16 protein-coding genes are annotated in these 16,197 nt (G+C 68.5%); 8 read left to right on the plus strand and 8 right to left on the minus strand.

All coding sequences use genetic code 11. From position 1 onward, the window contains the following. Positions 1 to 10 precede the first annotated feature (10 nt). The 7 genes from ACIPV2_RS13370 to ACIPV2_RS13400 form a co-directional block, all read right to left on the minus strand. Positions 11 to 1,330 (minus strand): thymidine phosphorylase, encoded by a 1,320-nt coding sequence (locus ACIPV2_RS13370; RefSeq protein WP_400842026.1) that lies wholly within the window; start codon positions 1,328 to 1,330, stop codon positions 11 to 13. Beyond that, positions 1,327 to 1,725: a cytidine deaminase gene (locus ACIPV2_RS13375; RefSeq protein ID WP_400842028.1), complete on the minus strand. Its 399-nt coding sequence runs from the start codon at positions 1,723 to 1,725 to the stop codon at positions 1,327 to 1,329. Before ACIPV2_RS13375 ends, ACIPV2_RS13370 begins: the two co-directional genes overlap by 4 nt. An 8-nt stretch (positions 1,726 to 1,733) precedes the next feature. After that, positions 1,734 to 3,026, minus strand: a complete 1,293-nt coding sequence (locus tag ACIPV2_RS13380; protein ID WP_101188312.1) for an ABC transporter permease — start codon at positions 3,024 to 3,026, stop codon at positions 1,734 to 1,736. Next, on the minus strand, positions 3,023 to 4,357 hold the full coding sequence (locus ACIPV2_RS13385) for an ABC transporter permease (protein WP_400842030.1): 1,335 nt from the start codon (positions 4,355 to 4,357) through the stop codon (positions 3,023 to 3,025). Before ACIPV2_RS13385 ends, ACIPV2_RS13380 begins: the two co-directional genes overlap by 4 nt. Further along, complete coding sequence (locus tag ACIPV2_RS13390) at positions 4,321 to 5,907, minus strand: ABC transporter ATP-binding protein (RefSeq protein ID WP_400842032.1); 1,587 nt, start codon at positions 5,905 to 5,907, stop codon at positions 4,321 to 4,323. The genes ACIPV2_RS13385 and ACIPV2_RS13390 overlap by 37 nt, the downstream gene beginning before the upstream one ends. A gap of 105 nt (positions 5,908 to 6,012) precedes the next feature. Continuing rightward, entirely contained in the window at positions 6,013 to 7,110 is a 1,098-nt protein-coding gene (locus tag ACIPV2_RS13395) for a BMP family protein (protein ID WP_400842034.1), read from the minus strand. A 156-nt stretch (positions 7,111 to 7,266) separates the two neighbouring features. After that, entirely contained in the window at positions 7,267 to 8,379 is a 1,113-nt protein-coding gene (locus ACIPV2_RS13400) for a mannose-1-phosphate guanylyltransferase (RefSeq protein ID WP_400842036.1), read from the minus strand. Positions 8,380 to 8,526: 147 nt separating this feature from the next. Here ACIPV2_RS13400 and sdhC point away from each other — a divergent pair, with 147 nt between their 5' ends. The 8 genes from sdhC to ACIPV2_RS13440 all read left to right on the plus strand — a co-directional run bounded on the left by sdhC (position 8,527) and on the right by ACIPV2_RS13440 (position 15,587). Next, positions 8,527 to 8,961, plus strand: a complete 435-nt coding sequence (gene sdhC / locus ACIPV2_RS13405; RefSeq protein WP_400842038.1) for a succinate dehydrogenase, cytochrome b556 subunit — start codon at positions 8,527 to 8,529, stop codon at positions 8,959 to 8,961. Continuing rightward, entirely contained in the window at positions 8,961 to 9,401 is a 441-nt protein-coding gene (locus ACIPV2_RS13410; RefSeq protein WP_400842040.1) for a succinate dehydrogenase hydrophobic membrane anchor subunit, read from the plus strand. Before sdhC ends, ACIPV2_RS13410 begins: the two co-directional genes overlap by 1 nt. A gap of 17 nt (positions 9,402 to 9,418) precedes the next feature. Next, positions 9,419 to 11,224: a succinate dehydrogenase flavoprotein subunit gene (gene sdhA / locus ACIPV2_RS13415; RefSeq protein ID WP_101188319.1), complete on the plus strand. Its 1,806-nt coding sequence runs from the start codon at positions 9,419 to 9,421 to the stop codon at positions 11,222 to 11,224. A gap of 2 nt (positions 11,225 to 11,226) precedes the next feature. After that, complete coding sequence (locus ACIPV2_RS13420; protein WP_400842042.1) at positions 11,227 to 11,994, plus strand: succinate dehydrogenase iron-sulfur subunit; 768 nt, start codon at positions 11,227 to 11,229, stop codon at positions 11,992 to 11,994. Between the two features lie 14 nt (positions 11,995 to 12,008). Next, positions 12,009 to 12,995, plus strand: a complete 987-nt coding sequence (locus ACIPV2_RS13425; RefSeq protein ID WP_400842044.1) for a YihY/virulence factor BrkB family protein — start codon at positions 12,009 to 12,011, stop codon at positions 12,993 to 12,995. A 10-nt stretch (positions 12,996 to 13,005) separates the two neighbouring features. Next, positions 13,006 to 13,899 carry an exodeoxyribonuclease III gene (locus ACIPV2_RS13430; RefSeq protein ID WP_400842046.1) on the plus strand — a complete coding sequence of 298 codons (894 nt, stop codon included), beginning with the start codon at positions 13,006 to 13,008 and terminating at the stop codon, positions 13,897 to 13,899. Between the two features lie 147 nt (positions 13,900 to 14,046). Further along, positions 14,047 to 15,051, plus strand: a complete 1,005-nt coding sequence (trpS, locus tag ACIPV2_RS13435; protein WP_101188323.1) for a tryptophan--tRNA ligase — start codon at positions 14,047 to 14,049, stop codon at positions 15,049 to 15,051. A gap of 8 nt (positions 15,052 to 15,059) precedes the next feature. After that, complete coding sequence (locus ACIPV2_RS13440) at positions 15,060 to 15,587, plus strand: hypothetical protein (RefSeq protein WP_400842049.1); 528 nt, start codon at positions 15,060 to 15,062, stop codon at positions 15,585 to 15,587. A 14-nt stretch (positions 15,588 to 15,601) separates the two neighbouring features. Here the strand turns inward: ACIPV2_RS13440 and pth are convergent, their stop codons facing one another. After that, the gene (gene pth / locus ACIPV2_RS13445) at positions 15,602 to 16,180 is read right to left on the minus strand and encodes an aminoacyl-tRNA hydrolase (protein WP_400842051.1); all 579 of its coding nucleotides are present in this window, start codon (positions 16,178 to 16,180) and stop codon (positions 15,602 to 15,604) included. Positions 16,181 to 16,197 lie beyond the last annotated feature (17 nt).

Genomic DNA, 16,197 nt, shown 5'->3' on the forward strand with positions numbered 1-16,197 from the left:
GTCCTCCTGGTCAGGCGGTGATGCGCTCGCGCACGATGGGCTGTGGGGCCGGCGTCGACGCGGCGTCCCCGATCTCATAGGCGCCGTCCAGTGCCTCGAGAGCGCGCGCGAAGCGCCCCTCGTCGTCGGCCGACAGGGTGAACAGCGGCTGCCCTGCGGTGACGGTCTCACCCGGCTTGACGGCGAGGTCGATGCCGGCGGCGAAGATCACCGGATCCTCGGCGCGCGCGCGTCCGGCGCCGAGGCGCCATGCCGCGATGCCGAACGGCAGCGCATCCATGCGGGTCACGACGCCGTCGCGGTCAGCGGTGACGACATGGGTCTCCCGTGCGGTCGGCAGCGGGGCATCCGGGTCGCCGTCCTGGGCGCGGATCATGGCCTTCCAGCTGTCCATGGCCCGGCCGTCGTCGAGCGCGGCCTCGACGTCGGCATCCGGCTGACCGGCCAGCGAGAGCATCTCGCGGGCGAGGGCGAGGGTCAGCTCGCGCACGTCTGCGGGGCCGCCGCCGGCGAGGATCTCGACCGACTCGCGCACCTCGTTGGCGTTGCCGATCGCGAGTCCGAGCGGGACGTTCATGTCGGTCAGCAGGGCTGTGGTCGCCACACCGGAGTCGGTGCCGAGCTCGACCATCGTGCGAGCGAGCTCTCTGGCGCGATCGATGTCCTGCATGAAGGCGCCGCCTCCGAACTTCACGTCCAGCACGAGAGCGTCCGTGCCCTCGGCGATCTTCTTCGACATGATGCTCGACGCGATCAGCGGGATCGCCTCGACCGTGCCGGTCACATCGCGCAGGGCGTAGAGCTTCTTGTCGGCGGGCGCGAGTCCGGAGCCGGCGGCGCAGATCACCGCGCCGACGTCCGACTGCATCTGCGCGAACATCTCGTCGTTGCTGAGAGCGGCGCGCCACCCGGGAATGGATTCGAGTTTGTCGAGCGTGCCACCGGTGTGGCCGAGGCCGCGGCCGCTGAGCTGCGGGACTGCGACGCCGAACACGGCCACCAGCGGAGCCAGCGGCAGGGTGATCTTGTCGCCCACCCCTCCGGTGGAGTGCTTGTCGACGGTGCGCTTGCCGAGGCTGGCGAAGCTCATCCGCTCCCCCGACGCGATCATCGCGTCGGTGAGCACGCGGATCTCGTCGCGCTGCATGCCGCGCTGGAAGATCGCCATGGCGAACGACGCCATCTGCGCGTCCGACACGTAGCCGCGCGTGTACGCGTCGATCATCCAGCGCAGGGCCGCGTCGGGCACCACTCCGCCGTCGCGCTTGGCGCGGATGACGTCGATCGCGTCGAACGCCTCGCTGGGTCCCTGAGCCTGTCGAAGGGTCATCGGGCATCCTCCAGATCGCGCGGACCGAAGGCGTCGGGCAGCACCTCGTCGATGGTGCGGATGCCCGAGACCGTCTCGAGCAGCATCTCCGGGCTGGAGTGCTCGAACAGCAGCTGACGGCAGCGGCCGCACGGCATGATCGTCTGCCCGTCGTTGTTCACGCAGACGAATGCGACCAGCCGGCCGCCGCCCGACATGTGCAGGCCGCCGACGAGAGCGCACTCGGCGCACAGGCCCACTCCGTACGAGGCGTTCTCGACGTTGCATCCCGCGACGATCCTTCCGTCGTCGACGAGCGCCGCCGCCCCCACCCGGTACCGCGAGTACGGCGCGTAGGCCTTGCGCATCGCCTCGGTGGCGACGTGCCTGAGCTCGTCCCAGTCGATGTCGGTCATCTGTTCTCCTAAGACTTGATGTACGGCTCGCCGTCGGCTGCCGGCGGGCGGGAGCGCCCGACGAGGCCGGCCACGGCGAAGATCGTGACGATGTACGGAAGCATGAGCATGAACTGGCTGGGCACCGGCGAGCCGATGACGCTGAGCACGCCCTGCAGGTTGCTGGCGAAGCCGAACAGAAGCGCGGCGAGCGTCGCGCGGATCGGATCCCACTTTCCGAAGATCACCGCCGCGAGGGCGATGAAGCCCGCGCCCGCCGTCATCTCCTGGTTGAACCTCGGCACCGAGACGAGCGTGTAGAACGCACCTCCCAGGCCCGCGACGGCGCCGCCGAGCAGCACCGCGCGGTAGCGGGTCGCCGCGACCTTGATGCCCACCGTGTCCGCCGCCTGCGGATGCTCGCCCACGGCACGCAGGCGCAGACCCCAGCGGGTGCGGTACAGCCCGAACCAGACCAGCGCGACGACCGCGTACATCAGGTACACGATGAAGGACTGCTGGAACAGGATCGGTCCGATCAGCGGGATCTCGCTGAGCAGCGGGATGGGAACGACCGAGAAGGTGTCCGGGCTGTTCATGGTCTCGGTGTTCGGGGTGAGCACCTGACGGAACAGGAACGTGGTGATGCCGATCACGAGCACGTTCAGCACGACGCCGACGATGACCTGGTCGACGTAGTACGTGATCGTGAAGACGCCCAGCACGAGGGCGACGAGCACGCCCGCGAGCATGGCTGCGACGAGTCCCGCCCACGGGGTGCCCGCGAGCGAACCGGCGATCGCGGCGCTGAACGCGCCGGCGAGCATCTGCGCTTCGATGGCGATGTTCACGACGCCCGCTCGCTCGCCGATCACGCCGCCGAGGGCGCCGAAGATCAGTGGGGTCGCGAGGGCGAGAGCGCCGGCCAGGAGGCCGATCATCGGCAGCGTCGCGCCGGCGCCGGCCCAGGCGAGGAATCCGATCAGCAGCACGGCGACGTAGACGACGATGAGCCAGAGGGGCAGACGGCGGTGCGCCATGACCGTCATCGCCGCGTATCCGGTGCACAGCGCCAGCAGCACCACGGCGATCCACGCGGTGGGTGTGGCCGGCAGCAGCACGTCGGGAACGGCGATGGCGGCGTTCTGCTCGGCGAGCCGGAAGGTCGTCGTCCCCGCGCGCGGCGCGAGCAGCGGCAGCAGGGCGAACAGCACCGTGAAGATGCCGAAGATGATCGGCGCCTTCCACGACACGACGGTCACGACACGCGGCTGGTCGATGTCGCCCTGCGGCGCATCGTTCACGGGCGTGGTGAGGCTCATGCCGACACCTTCTTTCCTTCAGCCGACTCTGCGCGACGGGTGCGTGCGGCCCTGCGGGCGCGACGGGACGGACGACCGGGCTGCGGCAGTCCGAAGATCGCGCGCACCAGCGGGGGTGCGGCGATGAAGAGCACGATCAGCGACTGCACCACGAGGATGATCTCGACCGGGATGCCCTGCGAGGACTGCATCGTGAATCCACCGGTCTTGAACGCGCCGAACAGCAGACCCGCGAACAGGATGCCGATCGGCGAGGACCGCCCGAGCAGCGCGACCGTGATCGCGTCGAAGCCGATGCCCGCGTCGATGCCGCCGCTGAAGCCGCGCACCTCGGTGCCCAGCACCTGGCTGACGCCGGCGATGCCGACGAGAGCGCCGGCGATGAGCATCACGACGAAGTACATGCGTCCCACATCGATTCCCGCGACCCGCGCCGCCGACGGGTTCTCGCCCACCGCCCGGAAGCGGAAGCCCAGAGACGAGCGCTCGAGCAGCCACCAGGTGAACGCGACGGCGACCAGCGCGAGCAGGAAGCCGGCGTGCAGCTTGTACGAGGGGCCCAGCAGCTGCGGCAGCACCGCGGTCTCCGCCATCGGCGCCGTCTTGGGGTTGCTCGACCCGGGCGCCTGGAGCAGGCCCTGGGTCGCCAGCATCCAGGCCAGCAGGTAGAACGCGATGTGGTTGAGCATGATCGTGGTGATCACCTCGTGCGCTCCGGTGCGCGCCTTCAGCAGGCCTGCGATGCCGGCCCAGAGGGCCGCGGCGATCAGGCCGGCGACGATCGCGACGATCAGGTGCAGTCCCATCGGCAGGTCCATCGCGGTGGCGACGTACCCGGCGGCGGCGGCGGCGAGGAGCATCTGCCCCTGGCCGCCGATGTTGAACAGGCCGGCGCGGAACGCGAGTCCCACACCGAGGCCTGCCGCGATCAGCGGAGTAGCGAACTTCAGGGTCTCGGTGAGCGGGCGGATGCCCTTCTCGAAGGTCTCGGCGTTGAAGTTGTACACCGCGCCGCGGAACAGCGCTGCGTAGGCCCCGGTCACCGCTTCCCAGATGGCGGCGAAGGTGTCGCCGGGCTGCGCGAAGAAGTACCCGGATGCGGCCTGCACCTCCTCGTTCGTGGCGGCGATCATGATCGATCCGACGATCACCGCGAGCAGCACGGCGAGCAGCGAGATGATGCCGTTGCCGGTGACGATCGCCTGCAGAGTGGTCTGCCAGCGGGACGGCGCGATCTTCGTCTCGGGCTCGGCGAGCGGGGCCTGCGACTGCGGCGCCGGTGTCTGGGTGGCGCTCACTTCGTCTCCCTCCGGTCGATCCGTGAATCCCATCCGCTCTCTCCGTTCGTGGCCGTGATGGGACGCGCACTCGTCGCGGCCTCCATCTCCGACATGCCTGCCATCATCAGACCGAGCTTCTCCCGGGATGTGTCTCCGGGCACGATGCCCATGATGCGGCCGCGGTACATCACCAGGATGCGATCGGCGAGCGCGGCGACCTCGTCGAGCTCGGTGGAGATGACGATCACCGGCACGCCCGCATCGCGCGTCTCGATGACGCGCTTGTGGATGAACTCGATGGACCCGACGTCGACGCCGCGAGTCGGCTGGGCGGCCACGAAGAGCGCGAGCTCGCGGCTCAGCTCGCGGGCCAGCACCACCTTCTGCTGGTTTCCGCCGGAGAGCCGCCCTGCCGCCTGATGCGGACCCTGGGTGCGGATGTCGAACTCGGCGATGCGGTCCTGGGCGAAGTCGTGCAGATCCGAGCGCTGCACCGTGCCGGCCTTGACGAACGGCGCGCCGTGGGAGCGGTCGAGCATGAGATTCTCGGCGATCGAGAACTCCTTCACCAGTCCGTCGACGCTGCGATCCTCGGGAACGAAGCCGACACCGGCATCCAGGATCTGCCGCACGGATCGACCGACCAGCTCCTGCCCGTCGAGACGGATGCTGCCGCGGACATTGTCCTGCAGACCCATGATCGCCTCGGTGAGCTCGGTCTGGCCGTTGCCCTGCACGCCGGCGATGGCGAGCACCTCGCCGCCGCGCACCTCGAACGACGCGCCGTCCACGACGACGATGCCCGTCGGGTCGGTGACGGTGAGATCGGTGACGGCGAGACCGTTGCCGCGCACGGCAGGAGCGCCCTTGTGCACGGTCAGCTCGACAGCGCGGCCGACCATGAGCGAGGCGAGCTCCTCATTCGGGGCGGTCGGCGACGCCTCGCCGACGACCTTGCCGAGGCGGATGACGGTGATGCGGTCGGCGACCTCGCGCACCTCGCGGAGCTTGTGGGTGATGAAGACGATCGAGGTGCCCTGCGCCTTGAGCTGACGCATCGTCGCCATCAGCTCGTCGGTCTCCTGCGGGGTGAGCACGGCCGTCGGCTCGTCGAACACCAGCACGCGCGCCTCACGCGAGAGCGCCTTGATGATCTCGACGCGCTGCTGCACGCCGACGGGGAGATCCTCGACGACGGCGTCGGGGTCGACGTCGAAGCCGAAGCGATCGGAGATCTCACGCACGCGCGCACGTGCGGCGTTCAGGTCGAGTCGTCCGCCGAAGGTGGTCTGCTCGTGGCCCAGCATGACGTTCTCGGCGACGGTGAAGACGGGGATGAGCATGAAGTGCTGATGCACCATGCCGATGCCGGCGCCCATCGCGTCGCCGGGTCCGTCGAAGTGCTGGACGACGTCGTCCAGCAGGATGTGACCCTCGTCGGCCTGGTACAGGCCGTAGAGCACGTTCATCAACGTCGACTTGCCGGCGCCGTTCTCACCGAGAAGGCAGTGGATCTCACCCGCCTCGACGGTGAGATCGATGTGGTCGTTGGCTGTCAGCGCGCCGAATCTCTTCGTGATGCCGCGCAGTTCAAGCTTCATGTTCTGATCCTATTCACGCAGGAACGGGCAGGCCGGCTTCGACCGAGTCCTGTTCAGGCAGAAACGGGGAGGCCGGCTTGCGCCGACCTCCCCGTTGCAGGAGCCTTACTTGCTCAGGTACGAGGTGACCTCGACCTTGCCGTCGATGATGTCCTTCTGCAGCTGCGTGACCTCGTCCTGCAGAGCCGAGTCCACCTTGTCGGCGAAGTTGTGCAGCTCGGCGATGCCGACGCCCTTGTTCTCGAGCGTGCCGATGTAGGCCTCGGCGTCGAACTCGCCCTCACCGCTGGAGAGCACGGCCTCGTAGGTCGAGAGATCCATGGCCTTCAGCACCGAGGTGAGCACCACGTCGGCGGTGGACGGGTCGGTCACGAACAGGTCGGCGTCCGCGCCGACCAGGGCGACGTCCTTGCCGGACTCCTTGATCGCCTGCTGAGCCGACTGGTAGATCGGGCCGCCGACGGGGAGGATCACGTCGACACCCTGGTTGAGGATGTTGACCGCGACCTGCTTGGCGTCGGGGTTCGCCTCGAAGCCGCCCGTGAACGAGCCGGTCTTGCCGTCCCAGCCGACGACCTGGACGTCCTTGCCCTTGACCTCGTTGTAGTGGTCGACGCCCTGCTTGAAGCCGTCCATGAAGATCGTCACGGTCGGGAACTCCATGCCGCCGAAGGTGCCGACCTTGCCGGTCTTCGAGTAGCCGGCGGAGAGGTAGCCGGCGAGGAACGCGGCCTCGGCCGTGTTGTACAGCAGCGGCTTGACGTTGTCGGCGTCCTTCTTGCCGTCGAAGTCGTTGTCGGCTGCATCGTCGACGAGGATGAAGTCGATGTCCTCGTTGGCGGTGGCGGCCTCCACGGTCGCCTGGGACAGCGCGAAGCCGACTGCGACGATCGCGTCGCAGCCCTCGTCGACGAGGTTCGTGACGTTCGGGGTGTACTCGGTCTCGGCGTTGGACTGCACGTCCTTGAGCTTGACGCCCAGCTCGTCAGCGGCCTTCTTCGCCCCCTCGAAGGAGAGCTGGTTGAAGGACTTGTCGTCGAAGCCGCCCATGTCGGAGACGATGCAGGGCAGGAAGTCGGACTCGCCCTTGCCGCCGCCGGCACCCGGCTTGTCTGCGGGAGCCTGGCCGCACGCGGCGAGACTGAGAACGACGCCGACCGCGACGGTGGCGCCGAGCAGCTTCTTGGTGATGGAGTTGGACACTCATGCCTCCCGGGTGATCTCCGCGGACATCGCGGATCGATCGAGGTTACCCAGTGTTACGCGCGTGACGCACGTGATGCTCAGGTGTGCTGGCGAAAGGTTACAAACCTGCAATGATGACCGCCCCTATGGCTTGGCCATCTGCAGCAGCGGACCTCAGAGCACGTCGCCCCGGCCGGTGAGCTTGAGCGACTCGACCACGCCCTTGACCCGCTGCGCGTGCTCGACCGTGGTCACCAGCAGTGCGTCGTCGGTGTCGACGACGACGATGTCCTGCACGCCGACCAGGCTGATCACGCGCGAGGTCTGGGATACGAGGATGCCGCTGGCGGCATCCGACAGCACGCGGGCCCTCGGGCCCAGCACGGCCAGATCGTTCTTGCGCCCGTTCGTGATCAGCTTGGTGAGCGAGGCGAAGTCGCCCACGTCGTCCCAGTCGAAGTGACCGGGCACGACCGCCAGGCGACCGCGCTCGGCGGCCGGCTCGGCCACCGCGTAGTCGATGGCGATCTTCTTCACGTTCGGCCAGATCCGGTCGACCGCGGGACCGCGCCGGTCACGGTCGTCCCATGCGTCGGCGAGCTCCATGAGTCCCGCGTGCAGCTCGGGCTCGTTGATCCTGAGCTCGTCGAGCAGCACGCTCGCCTTCGCGATGAACATGCCGGCGTTCCAGAGGTGCTCGCGATCGGCGACGTACGCCTTCGCCGTCTCGAGGTCGGGCTTCTCGACGAAGCGCTCCACGAGAGCCGCCTCGCGCGCCCCGTCGACGACGAGCTCCTCCCCCTTCTTGATGTACCCGAAGCCGATGGCAGGCTCCGTGGGGGTGATCCCGATCGTGCAGATGTAGCCCTCCCGCGCGACCTCCACGGCGTCGCGCACGGCGAATTCGAAGACGCGCGTTCCGCGGATCACGTGGTCGGCGCTGAACGAGCCGATGATGACGTCCGGATCGCGACGGTGCAGGATCGCGGCGGCGAGGCCGATCGCGGCAGCCGACTCGCGCGGCTCGGATTCGAGGAAGACGTTGGCGTCCGGGATGCCGGGCAGCTGAGCCTCCACGGCGGCGCGATGCGCCCGCCCCGTCACGACGGCGATGCGGTCCGCCCCGGCCAGCGGCTCCAGGCGGTCCCAGGTGTCGCGAAGCAGCGAATGACCCGAGCCGGTGAGGTCGTGGAGGAACTTCGGGGCATCCGCCCGCGACAGCGGCCAGAGCCTGCTGCCGATGCCGCCGGCCGGGATCACCGCGTAGAAGTCGTCGATTCGCGCCATGCGTCACACCTTAGCCGGGGAGGTTCCCGCCTCAGCCCAGCGATAAGGGTGCCCTTCGTCGCCCCCGGCCTTCTGACAGGAATAGGATGAATGAGGTCGGGCGTGCCCGGATGCATGCACGACGTCTCATCGATCAGGGAGGACGACGTGTCCACGAGCACACGCTTGACACCGTCGGTTTCGGAGACCACATCCCGGTCTCCGCGCGGCACACTCTATCGGGGCCGCGAAGGCATGTGGTCGTGGGTGCTGCATCGCATCACCGGCGTCGCGATCTTCTTCTTCCTTCTGGTGCACGTCCTCGACACGTCGCTCATCCGCGTCTCGCCCGAGGCGTACGACGCGGTGATCGGCACGTACAAGAACCCGATCATGGCCTTCGGCGAGGTCGTGCTGGTCGCGGGCATCGCGTTCCACGCGTTCAACGGCCTGCGCATCATCATCGTCGACTTCTGGTCGAAGGGCGCGAAGTACCAGCGCCAGCTGTTCTGGATCGTCATCGGGCTGTGGGCCGTGGTCATGGCGGGCTTCGTGCCGCGTCACCTCGCACTCGCATTCGCCGGATTCGGAGGAGGCAACTGATGTCCGCGCAGACCCTCGCACCCGCCCGCCGCCAGCGCGGCGTCAACCTCGAGAAGTGGGGCTGGCTGTTCATGCGCGGCTCGGGCGTGGTGCTCATCGTGCTGATCTTCGGCCACCTGTTCGTGAACCTGATGGTCGGCGACGGCATCCACGCCGTCGACTTCGGCTTCGTCGCCGGCAAGTACGCCACTCCGTTCTGGCAGTGGTGGGACGTGCTGATGCTGTGGCTCGCGCTGATCCACGGCTCCAACGGCATGCGCACGATCGTCAACGACTACGTCACCCACGAGAAGGCCCGCAAGGCTCTCGTCTGGGCGCTGGGCCTGGCGGCGGCGCTCCTCATCATCCTGGGCACCCTCGTGGTGTTCACGTTCGACCCCTGCGCGGGCGTCCTCGAGGACGGCTCGATGTGGGAGACCTGCCAGGCACTGGGCAAGTAAGCGAAGAAGGCAGATCATTGACTACGCAGACCTCTGACTCCGTCGTGCGCGACGGCGTGCATTACCACCAGTTCGACATCGTCATCGTGGGCGCCGGCGGCGCCGGCATGCGCGCGGCGATCGAGGCAGGTCCCGGCGCGAAGACCGCCGTGATCACCAAGCTGTACCCCACGCGCTCGCACACCGGTGCGGCGCAGGGCGGCATGGCCGCGGCCCTCGCGAACGTCGAGGACGACAACTGGGAGTGGCACACCTACGACACGGTCAAGGGCGGTGACTACCTCGTCGACCAGGATGCGGCGGAGATCCTCGCCAAGGAGGCCATCGACGCGGTCATCGACCTCGAGAACATGGGTCTGCCCTTCAACCGCACGCCCGACGGCAAGATCGACCAGCGCCGCTTCGGCGGCCACACCGCCGAGCACGGCAAGACCCCCGTGCGACGTGCCTGCTACGCGGCCGACCGCACCGGCCACATGATCCTGCAGACGCTGTTCCAGAACTGCGTCAAGCTGGGCATCAACTTCTTCAACGAGTTCTACGTGCTCGACCTGCTCACCGTGAAGGACGCCGCAGGCGCCACGCAGGTCGCGGGCGTCGTCGCGTACGACCTCGCCACCGGCGACCTGCACGTCTTCCAGTCGAAGGCCGTCATCTTCGCGACCGGCGGCTTCGGCAAGATCTTCAAGACCACGTCCAACGCGCACACTCTGACCGGCGACGGGGTGGGCATCGTCTGGCGCAAGGGGCTGCCGCTGGAGGACCTGGAGTTCTTCCAGTTCCACCCGACGGGCCTGGCCGGCCTCGGCATCCTCCTCACCGAGGGCGCCCGCGGTGAGGGCGCCATCCTGCGCAATGCCTCGGGTGAGCGCTTCATGGAGCGCTACGCCCCGACCATCAAGGACCTCGCTCCGCGCGACATCGTCGCCCGCAGCATGGTGCAGGAGGTGCTCGAGGGCCGCGGCGCAGGACCGCACAAGGACTACGTGCTGCTGGACTGCACGCACCTGGGCGCCGAGGTGCTCGAGACCAAGCTGCCCGACATCACGGAGTTCGCCCGCACGTACCTCGGCGTCGACCCGGTCGTCGAGCCCGTGCCGGTGATGCCCACCGCGCACTACGCGATGGGCGGCATCCCGACCAACAACGATGCCGAGGTCCTCGCCGACAACTCGACCGTCGTCCCCGGTCTGTACGCCGCCGGAGAGTGCGCGTGCGTCTCGGTGCACGGCTCGAACCGACTGGGCACCAACTCGCTGCTCGACATCAACGTGTTCGGCAAGCGCGCCGGCCGCAACGCCGTCGAGTACGTCAAGACCGCCGACTTCGTGCCGCTGCCCGAGAACCCCGCCGCGTTCGTCAAGGACATGATCGAGGGCCTGCGCAACAACCAGGGCACCGAGCGCATCGCCGTGCTGCGCAAGAAGCTGCAGGACGAGATGGACAAGGGCGCCCAGGTGTTCCGCACCGAGGAGTCGCTCACCCACGTGCTCGGCGTCATCGAGGAGCTGCGCGATCGCTACCGCAACATCCACGTCGACGACAAGGGCAAGCGGTTCAACACCGATCTGCTCGAGGCCGTCGAGCTGGGCTTCCTGCTCGACATCGCCGAGGTCGTCGTCTACGCCGCTCGCAACCGCAAGGAGAGCCGCGGCGGTCACATGCGCGACGACTTCCCGAAGCGCGACGACGAGAACTTCATGAAGCACACGATGGCGTACCTGGTGGGCGACGCGCACTCCTCCGACGCCGAGGACCACATCAAGCTGGACTGGAAGCCCGTGGTCATCACGAACTACCAGCCCATGGAGAGGAAGTACTGATCATGACCGATGTCGTAGAGGCACCCACCGACGCCGCGAACGATTCGGGAGTGCAGTCCTTCCTGGTCACCTTCAACATCCGCCGCTTCGACCCGGAGGTCGACGAGGAGCCGCGCTGGGTCGACTACGACGTCGAGCTGTACGCGACCGACCGCGTGCTCGACGCCCTGCACAAGATCAAGTGGGAGGTCGACGGCTCGCTGTCGTTCCGCCGCTCGTGCGCCCACGGCATCTGCGGCTCGGACGCAATGCGCATCAACGGCCGCAACCGTCTGGCCTGCAAGACGCTGATCAAGGACCTCGACATCTCGAAGCCGATCTACGTCGAGGCCATCAAGGGTCTGCCCCTCGAGAAGGACCTCATCGTCGACATGGAGCCGTTCTTCGCCTCCTACCGCGAGGTGCAGCCCTTCCTCATCGCGAACTCCACCCCCGAGAAGGGCAAGGAGCGCGTGCAGTCGATCACCGATCGGGCGATCTTCGACGACACCACCAAGTGCATCCTGTGCGCCGCGTGTACCTCGTCGTGCCCGATCTTCTGGACCGACGGACAGTACTTCGGTCCCGCCGCGATCGTGAACGCCCACCGCTTCATCTTCGACTCGCGCGACGACGCCGGCGATGTGCGTCTCGACATCCTCAACGACAAGGAGGGCGTGTGGCGCTGCCGCACGACCTTCAACTGCACCGAGGCATGCCCGCGCGGCATCGAGGTCACCAAGGCGATCGCCGAGGTCAAGCAGGCCGTCCTGCGCGGCGGCTCCCGCTGAGCGCAGACACCGACGTGCGCGCCCGACTGACTCGTTCAGCCGGGCGCGCTGCTGTGTGGGGGCGCCGCATCGCCGCTCTCTTCCCGGTGCGCGTGTGGCGGCACTTCCTGCGCCGCAACGGCTTCCTGCTGTCGGCTGGCATGGCGTACCAGGCGCTGTTCGCACTGTTCGCGCTGCTCTACGTCGCCTTCGCCGGTGCCGGGGTCTGGGTGGGCGGCAGCGATGTCGCGGTCGACGCCATGATCCGGGTCGTGAACGGCTACGTCCCCGGCTTCATCGGACCCGACGGCGTCGTCGCACCTGACGCGGTGCGGCAGGTGGCGAACTCCGCGACGGGCGCATTCACCCTGACCGGAGCCATCGCCGCGGTCGTCGTGGTGTGGACGGGAATCGGCGCGGTCACCTTCACCCGACGCGCGGTGCGCGGCATCTTCGGCCTGCCCTTCGACACCCGCAGCTACGTGCTGCTGAAGCTTCGCGATGCCGCTGCCGCGCTCGCGTTCGGAGTGAGCCTGCTCCTGGGCGCCGCGATCAGCTTCGGCGGCGTGTGGGCGCTGCGCGCGCTGCTCGAGGCATTCGGCCAGGAGGTGCCGAGTGCCACCGTCAGGACGCTCGTCTCGATCTCATCGGTGCTCGTCGTGATCGTGATCGACATCGCCGCCATCGCCGCGCTGGTGCGCTTCCTCACCGGCACGGTCATCCGGTGGCGTCGGATCCTGCCCGGCTCGGTGCTCGGCGGCGTCACGATGGCCGTGCTGCAGCTCGGCGCCGGTCTTCTGGCCGCGCACACGCCCGGCAACCCGCTGCTGGCGACCTTCGCGGTGATGGTGGGGCTGCTGCTGTGGTGCCGCGTGATCGCCGCCGTGATCCTGCTCGCGGCGTCGTGGATCGCCCTGAGCGCCGACGACCGCAACGAGCCACTGCGCGACAGCGGCCCCCTGCGCCCGCTGCGAGCGACGGCCGCACGCGGTCCGCGGCGGGGTGTCCGATCCCGTCGTTAGGCTGGATGCCATGCCCCACCTGCGTATCGCCTCTGTCAACGTCAACGGTGTCCGCGCGGCCGTCCGCAACGGGATGCACGCGTGGCTCGAGCAGGCCGACGTCGACATTCTCACGCTGCAGGAGGTGCGTGCCGACGACGAGCACCTCGCGACAGCCTTCCCCGACTGGCAGATCGTGCACGACAAGGCCACCGCGAAGGGCAGGGCCGGCGTCGCCGTGCTCAGCCGCACTCCCGCGCTGGCCTTCCGCACTGCACTCGGCGCCGACGACTTCGACTCCGCCGGCCGCTGGATCGAGGCGGACTTCCAGATCGGCGGGGCTCCGCTCACGGTCGTCAGCGCCTACGTGCACTCCGGTGAGGCCGACACCCCGAAGCAGGACGAGAAGTGGAAGTTCCTCGACGCGATGAGCGTGCGCATGGCGCAGCTGGGCACGGACGGCGCGCATGCGCTCGTCACGGGCGACCTCAACGTCGGACACCGCCCGTTCGACATCCTGAACTGGAAGGGGAACGTGAAGAAGTCCGGCTTCCTCGCGCGCGAGCGCGCCTACTTCGACCGCTTCCTCGGCGCCGTCGGCGAGAGCGTGGTGGGCCAGGAGGGCGTCGGCCGGGGCATGGCCGGGCAGCTCAGCGACACCCGCTCGTTCGCGTCGGAGGGCGGCGGCCTCGGACTCGGCTGGGTCGATGTGGGCCGCGCCCATCACGGCGAGGTGCCAGGGCCGTACACATGGTGGTCGATGCGGGGCAAGGCGTTCGACAACGACAGCGGATGGCGCATCGACTACCACCTCGCGACCCCTCCCCTGGCCGCCCGGGCCGTCGGGTACACCGTCGCCCGCGCGGCGACGTACGCGGAGCGCTGGAGCGACCACGCGCCCGTCATCGCCGACTACACCTACTGACCCTTCGACAGGCTCAGGGACCCAGGCGGCAGGCTCAGGGACCCAGGCGGCAGGCTCAGGGACCCAGGCGACAGGCTCAGGGACCCAGGCGGCAGGCTCAGGGATCCAGGCGGCAGGCGGCCAACGCGAGCCGCATAGGATTGCTTCGTGACCAAACCACGCCTCTACTCCGGAATGCAGCCCTCCGCCGACTCCCTCCAGGCCGGCAACTACATCGGGGCGCTCCTGCAGTGGCGTGACATGCAGACGTCGTACGACGCGTTCTTCTCCGTGGTCGACCTGCACGCGATCACCGTGCCGCAGAACCCGCAGGAGCTGCGCGAGAAGACCCGTCGCACAGCGGCGCAGTACATCGCCGCCGGCATCGAGCCGTCGAAGTCGACGCTGTACGTGCAGTCGCACGTGCGTGCGCACGCCGAGCTCGCATGGATCCTCAGCACCATCACAGGGTTCGGCGAGGCGGGCCGGATGACCCAGTTCAAGGACAAGTCGCAGCGCTATGGTCAGGACTCCACCTCGGTGGGGCTGTTCACCTACCCCGTGCTGATGGCAGCCGACATCCTGCTGTACCAGAGCGAGCTGGTGCCCGTGGGTGACGACCAGAAGCAGCATGTCGAGCTGACGCGCGACCTGGCCGAGCGGTTCAACAGCCGGTTCGGCACGACCTTCACGGTGCCGACCTCGGTGATCCAGAAGGACACCGCACGCATCTACGATCTGCAGAACCCGACCTCGAAGATGTCGAAGTCGGCCGAGAGCGACGCCGGTGTCCTGTGGCTGCTGGACGACCCGGCCAAGTCGGCGAAGAAGATCATGCGCGCCGTGACCGACAACGAGGGCTCGGTGCGCTTCGACCGCGAGAACAAGCCAGGTGTGTCGAACCTGCTCACGATCTACGCCGCCCTCACCGGCCGGCAGGTCGGCTCGATCGAGGACGAGTACGCCGGCCGCGGGTACGGCGACTTCAAGAAGGGGCTCGCCGAAGTCGTCGTGGACGAGTTCGGCCCCGTGCGCGATCGTGCGAACGCCCTGCTCGACGACCCGGCGGAGCTGGACAGGCTGCTGGCCGTGAACGCCGCCAAGGCCGACGAGGTCGCCGACGCGACGCTTGCGGACGTCTACGAGCGCGTCGGGCTGCTGCGCCGCGTCTGAGGAGCGAGATGACCGACCCCTTCGTCCCCCCTGGCGCTCCGGTCCCTCAGGGTCTGCCCGTTCCTCAGGCGCCGCCGCCCGGCGCGTACGGCGTGCCGGTGGGTGGCTATCAGGCACCTGTCGGCGGCTACTCGGCGCCCTCCGCTCCGGCGGCCTCCCGCGTGATGGGAGCCGTATCGCTCGTCGCCGCCCTGATCGCCGCTCTCGTCGCGCCCGCCGTGGCCGGCGTGCTCGCCCTGCAGATCGGGCTCGCCGTGTCGGTGGACGATCTCGTCGACCGCAGCGGCGACTTCGTGATCGCCGCCCTCTTCCCCGTGCGCATCGAGACGCTGTGGGCGGAGATCATGTTCTGGCTCGGCACGGTGCTCGGGCTGTTCGGCGTGATCGGCGGAATCGTGGCAGTGGCTCGCCGGCGCGGACGAGGGATGGGCATCGCCGCGATCGTGATCGCCGCACTCGGGCCCGGGATCTTCTTCCTCGCCGTCGCGATCATGTACGGCATCGGCAACGGCATCGCCTTCGACCCGATGGCCTGACGGCGATTGCGCGCTCAGCGCGAGTGGTGCCGCTGCTGCGCGGCCAGCAGCCCTTCGTCGACGAGCTGCTCCACGGCATCCGCCGCGTCGGAGATGAAGATCGGCAGCGTCTTCTGCTCGACGGACCCGAACGGTGCGAGCACCCAGTCCGCGGGATCCTGTCGCCCGGGCGGGCGGCCGATGCCCGCCCGCACCCGCAGGAAGTCGGGTGTGGTGAGGGTTCGGGCGATATCGCGGACGCCGTTGTGCCCGCCGTGCCCGCCGCCGATCTTCATGCGGATGCTGTCGAACGGGATGTCGAGCTCGTCGTGCACGACGATGACGTTCTCGGGCGCCACCGAGTAGAACCGCGCCAGAGCGGCGACCGGCGTGCCGGACGTGTTCATGAACGAGTTGGGCTTGGCCAGCACGATGCGATCTCCGCCGGGACGCACGCGGGTCTCGACCACCCGTGCGCCGGCCTTGTGCTCGCGGAAGCGCTCGCTGCGACGGTCGGCGAGCTCGTCGACGACCATCTGCCCGATGTTGTGGCGGGTCGTCGCGTAGCGGGGCCCGGGGTTGCCGAGGCCGACGATCAGCCAGGTGGTGGTCATTCGCTTCCCTCTCGAGC

It is taken from the genome of Microbacterium sp. NPDC089987, assembly GCF_044748505.1.
Taxonomy (GTDB): Bacteria; Actinomycetota; Actinomycetes; order Actinomycetales; family Microbacteriaceae; genus Microbacterium.

Excerpts from the sequence above, each read along its gene's own strand:
- ACIPV2_RS13370 (WP_400842026.1), bottom strand. The coding sequence starts at position 1,330 with ATGACCCTTCGACAGGCTCAGGGACCCAGCGAGGCGTTCGACGCGATC.
- ACIPV2_RS13375 (WP_400842028.1), bottom strand. The coding sequence starts at position 1,725 with ATGACCGACATCGACTGGGACGAGCTCAGGCACGTCGCCACCGAGGCG.
- ACIPV2_RS13380 (WP_101188312.1), bottom strand. The coding sequence starts at position 3,026 with ATGAGCCTCACCACGCCCGTGAACGATGCGCCGCAGGGCGACATCGAC.
- ACIPV2_RS13385 (WP_400842030.1), bottom strand. The coding sequence starts at position 4,357 with ATGGGATTCACGGATCGACCGGAGGGAGACGAAGTGAGCGCCACCCAG.
- ACIPV2_RS13390 (WP_400842032.1), bottom strand. The coding sequence starts at position 5,907 with ATGAAGCTTGAACTGCGCGGCATCACGAAGAGATTCGGCGCGCTGACA.
- ACIPV2_RS13400 (WP_400842036.1), bottom strand. The coding sequence starts at position 8,379 with ATGGCGCGAATCGACGACTTCTACGCGGTGATCCCGGCCGGCGGCATC.
- ACIPV2_RS13410 (WP_400842040.1), top strand. The coding sequence starts at position 8,961 with ATGTCCGCGCAGACCCTCGCACCCGCCCGCCGCCAGCGCGGCGTCAAC.
- ACIPV2_RS13420 (WP_400842042.1), top strand. The coding sequence starts at position 11,227 with ATGACCGATGTCGTAGAGGCACCCACCGACGCCGCGAACGATTCGGGA.
- ACIPV2_RS13430 (WP_400842046.1), top strand. The coding sequence starts at position 13,006 with ATGCCCCACCTGCGTATCGCCTCTGTCAACGTCAACGGTGTCCGCGCG.
- ACIPV2_RS13440 (WP_400842049.1), top strand. The coding sequence starts at position 15,060 with ATGACCGACCCCTTCGTCCCCCCTGGCGCTCCGGTCCCTCAGGGTCTG.
- pth (WP_400842051.1), bottom strand. The coding sequence starts at position 16,180 with ATGACCACCACCTGGCTGATCGTCGGCCTCGGCAACCCCGGGCCCCGC.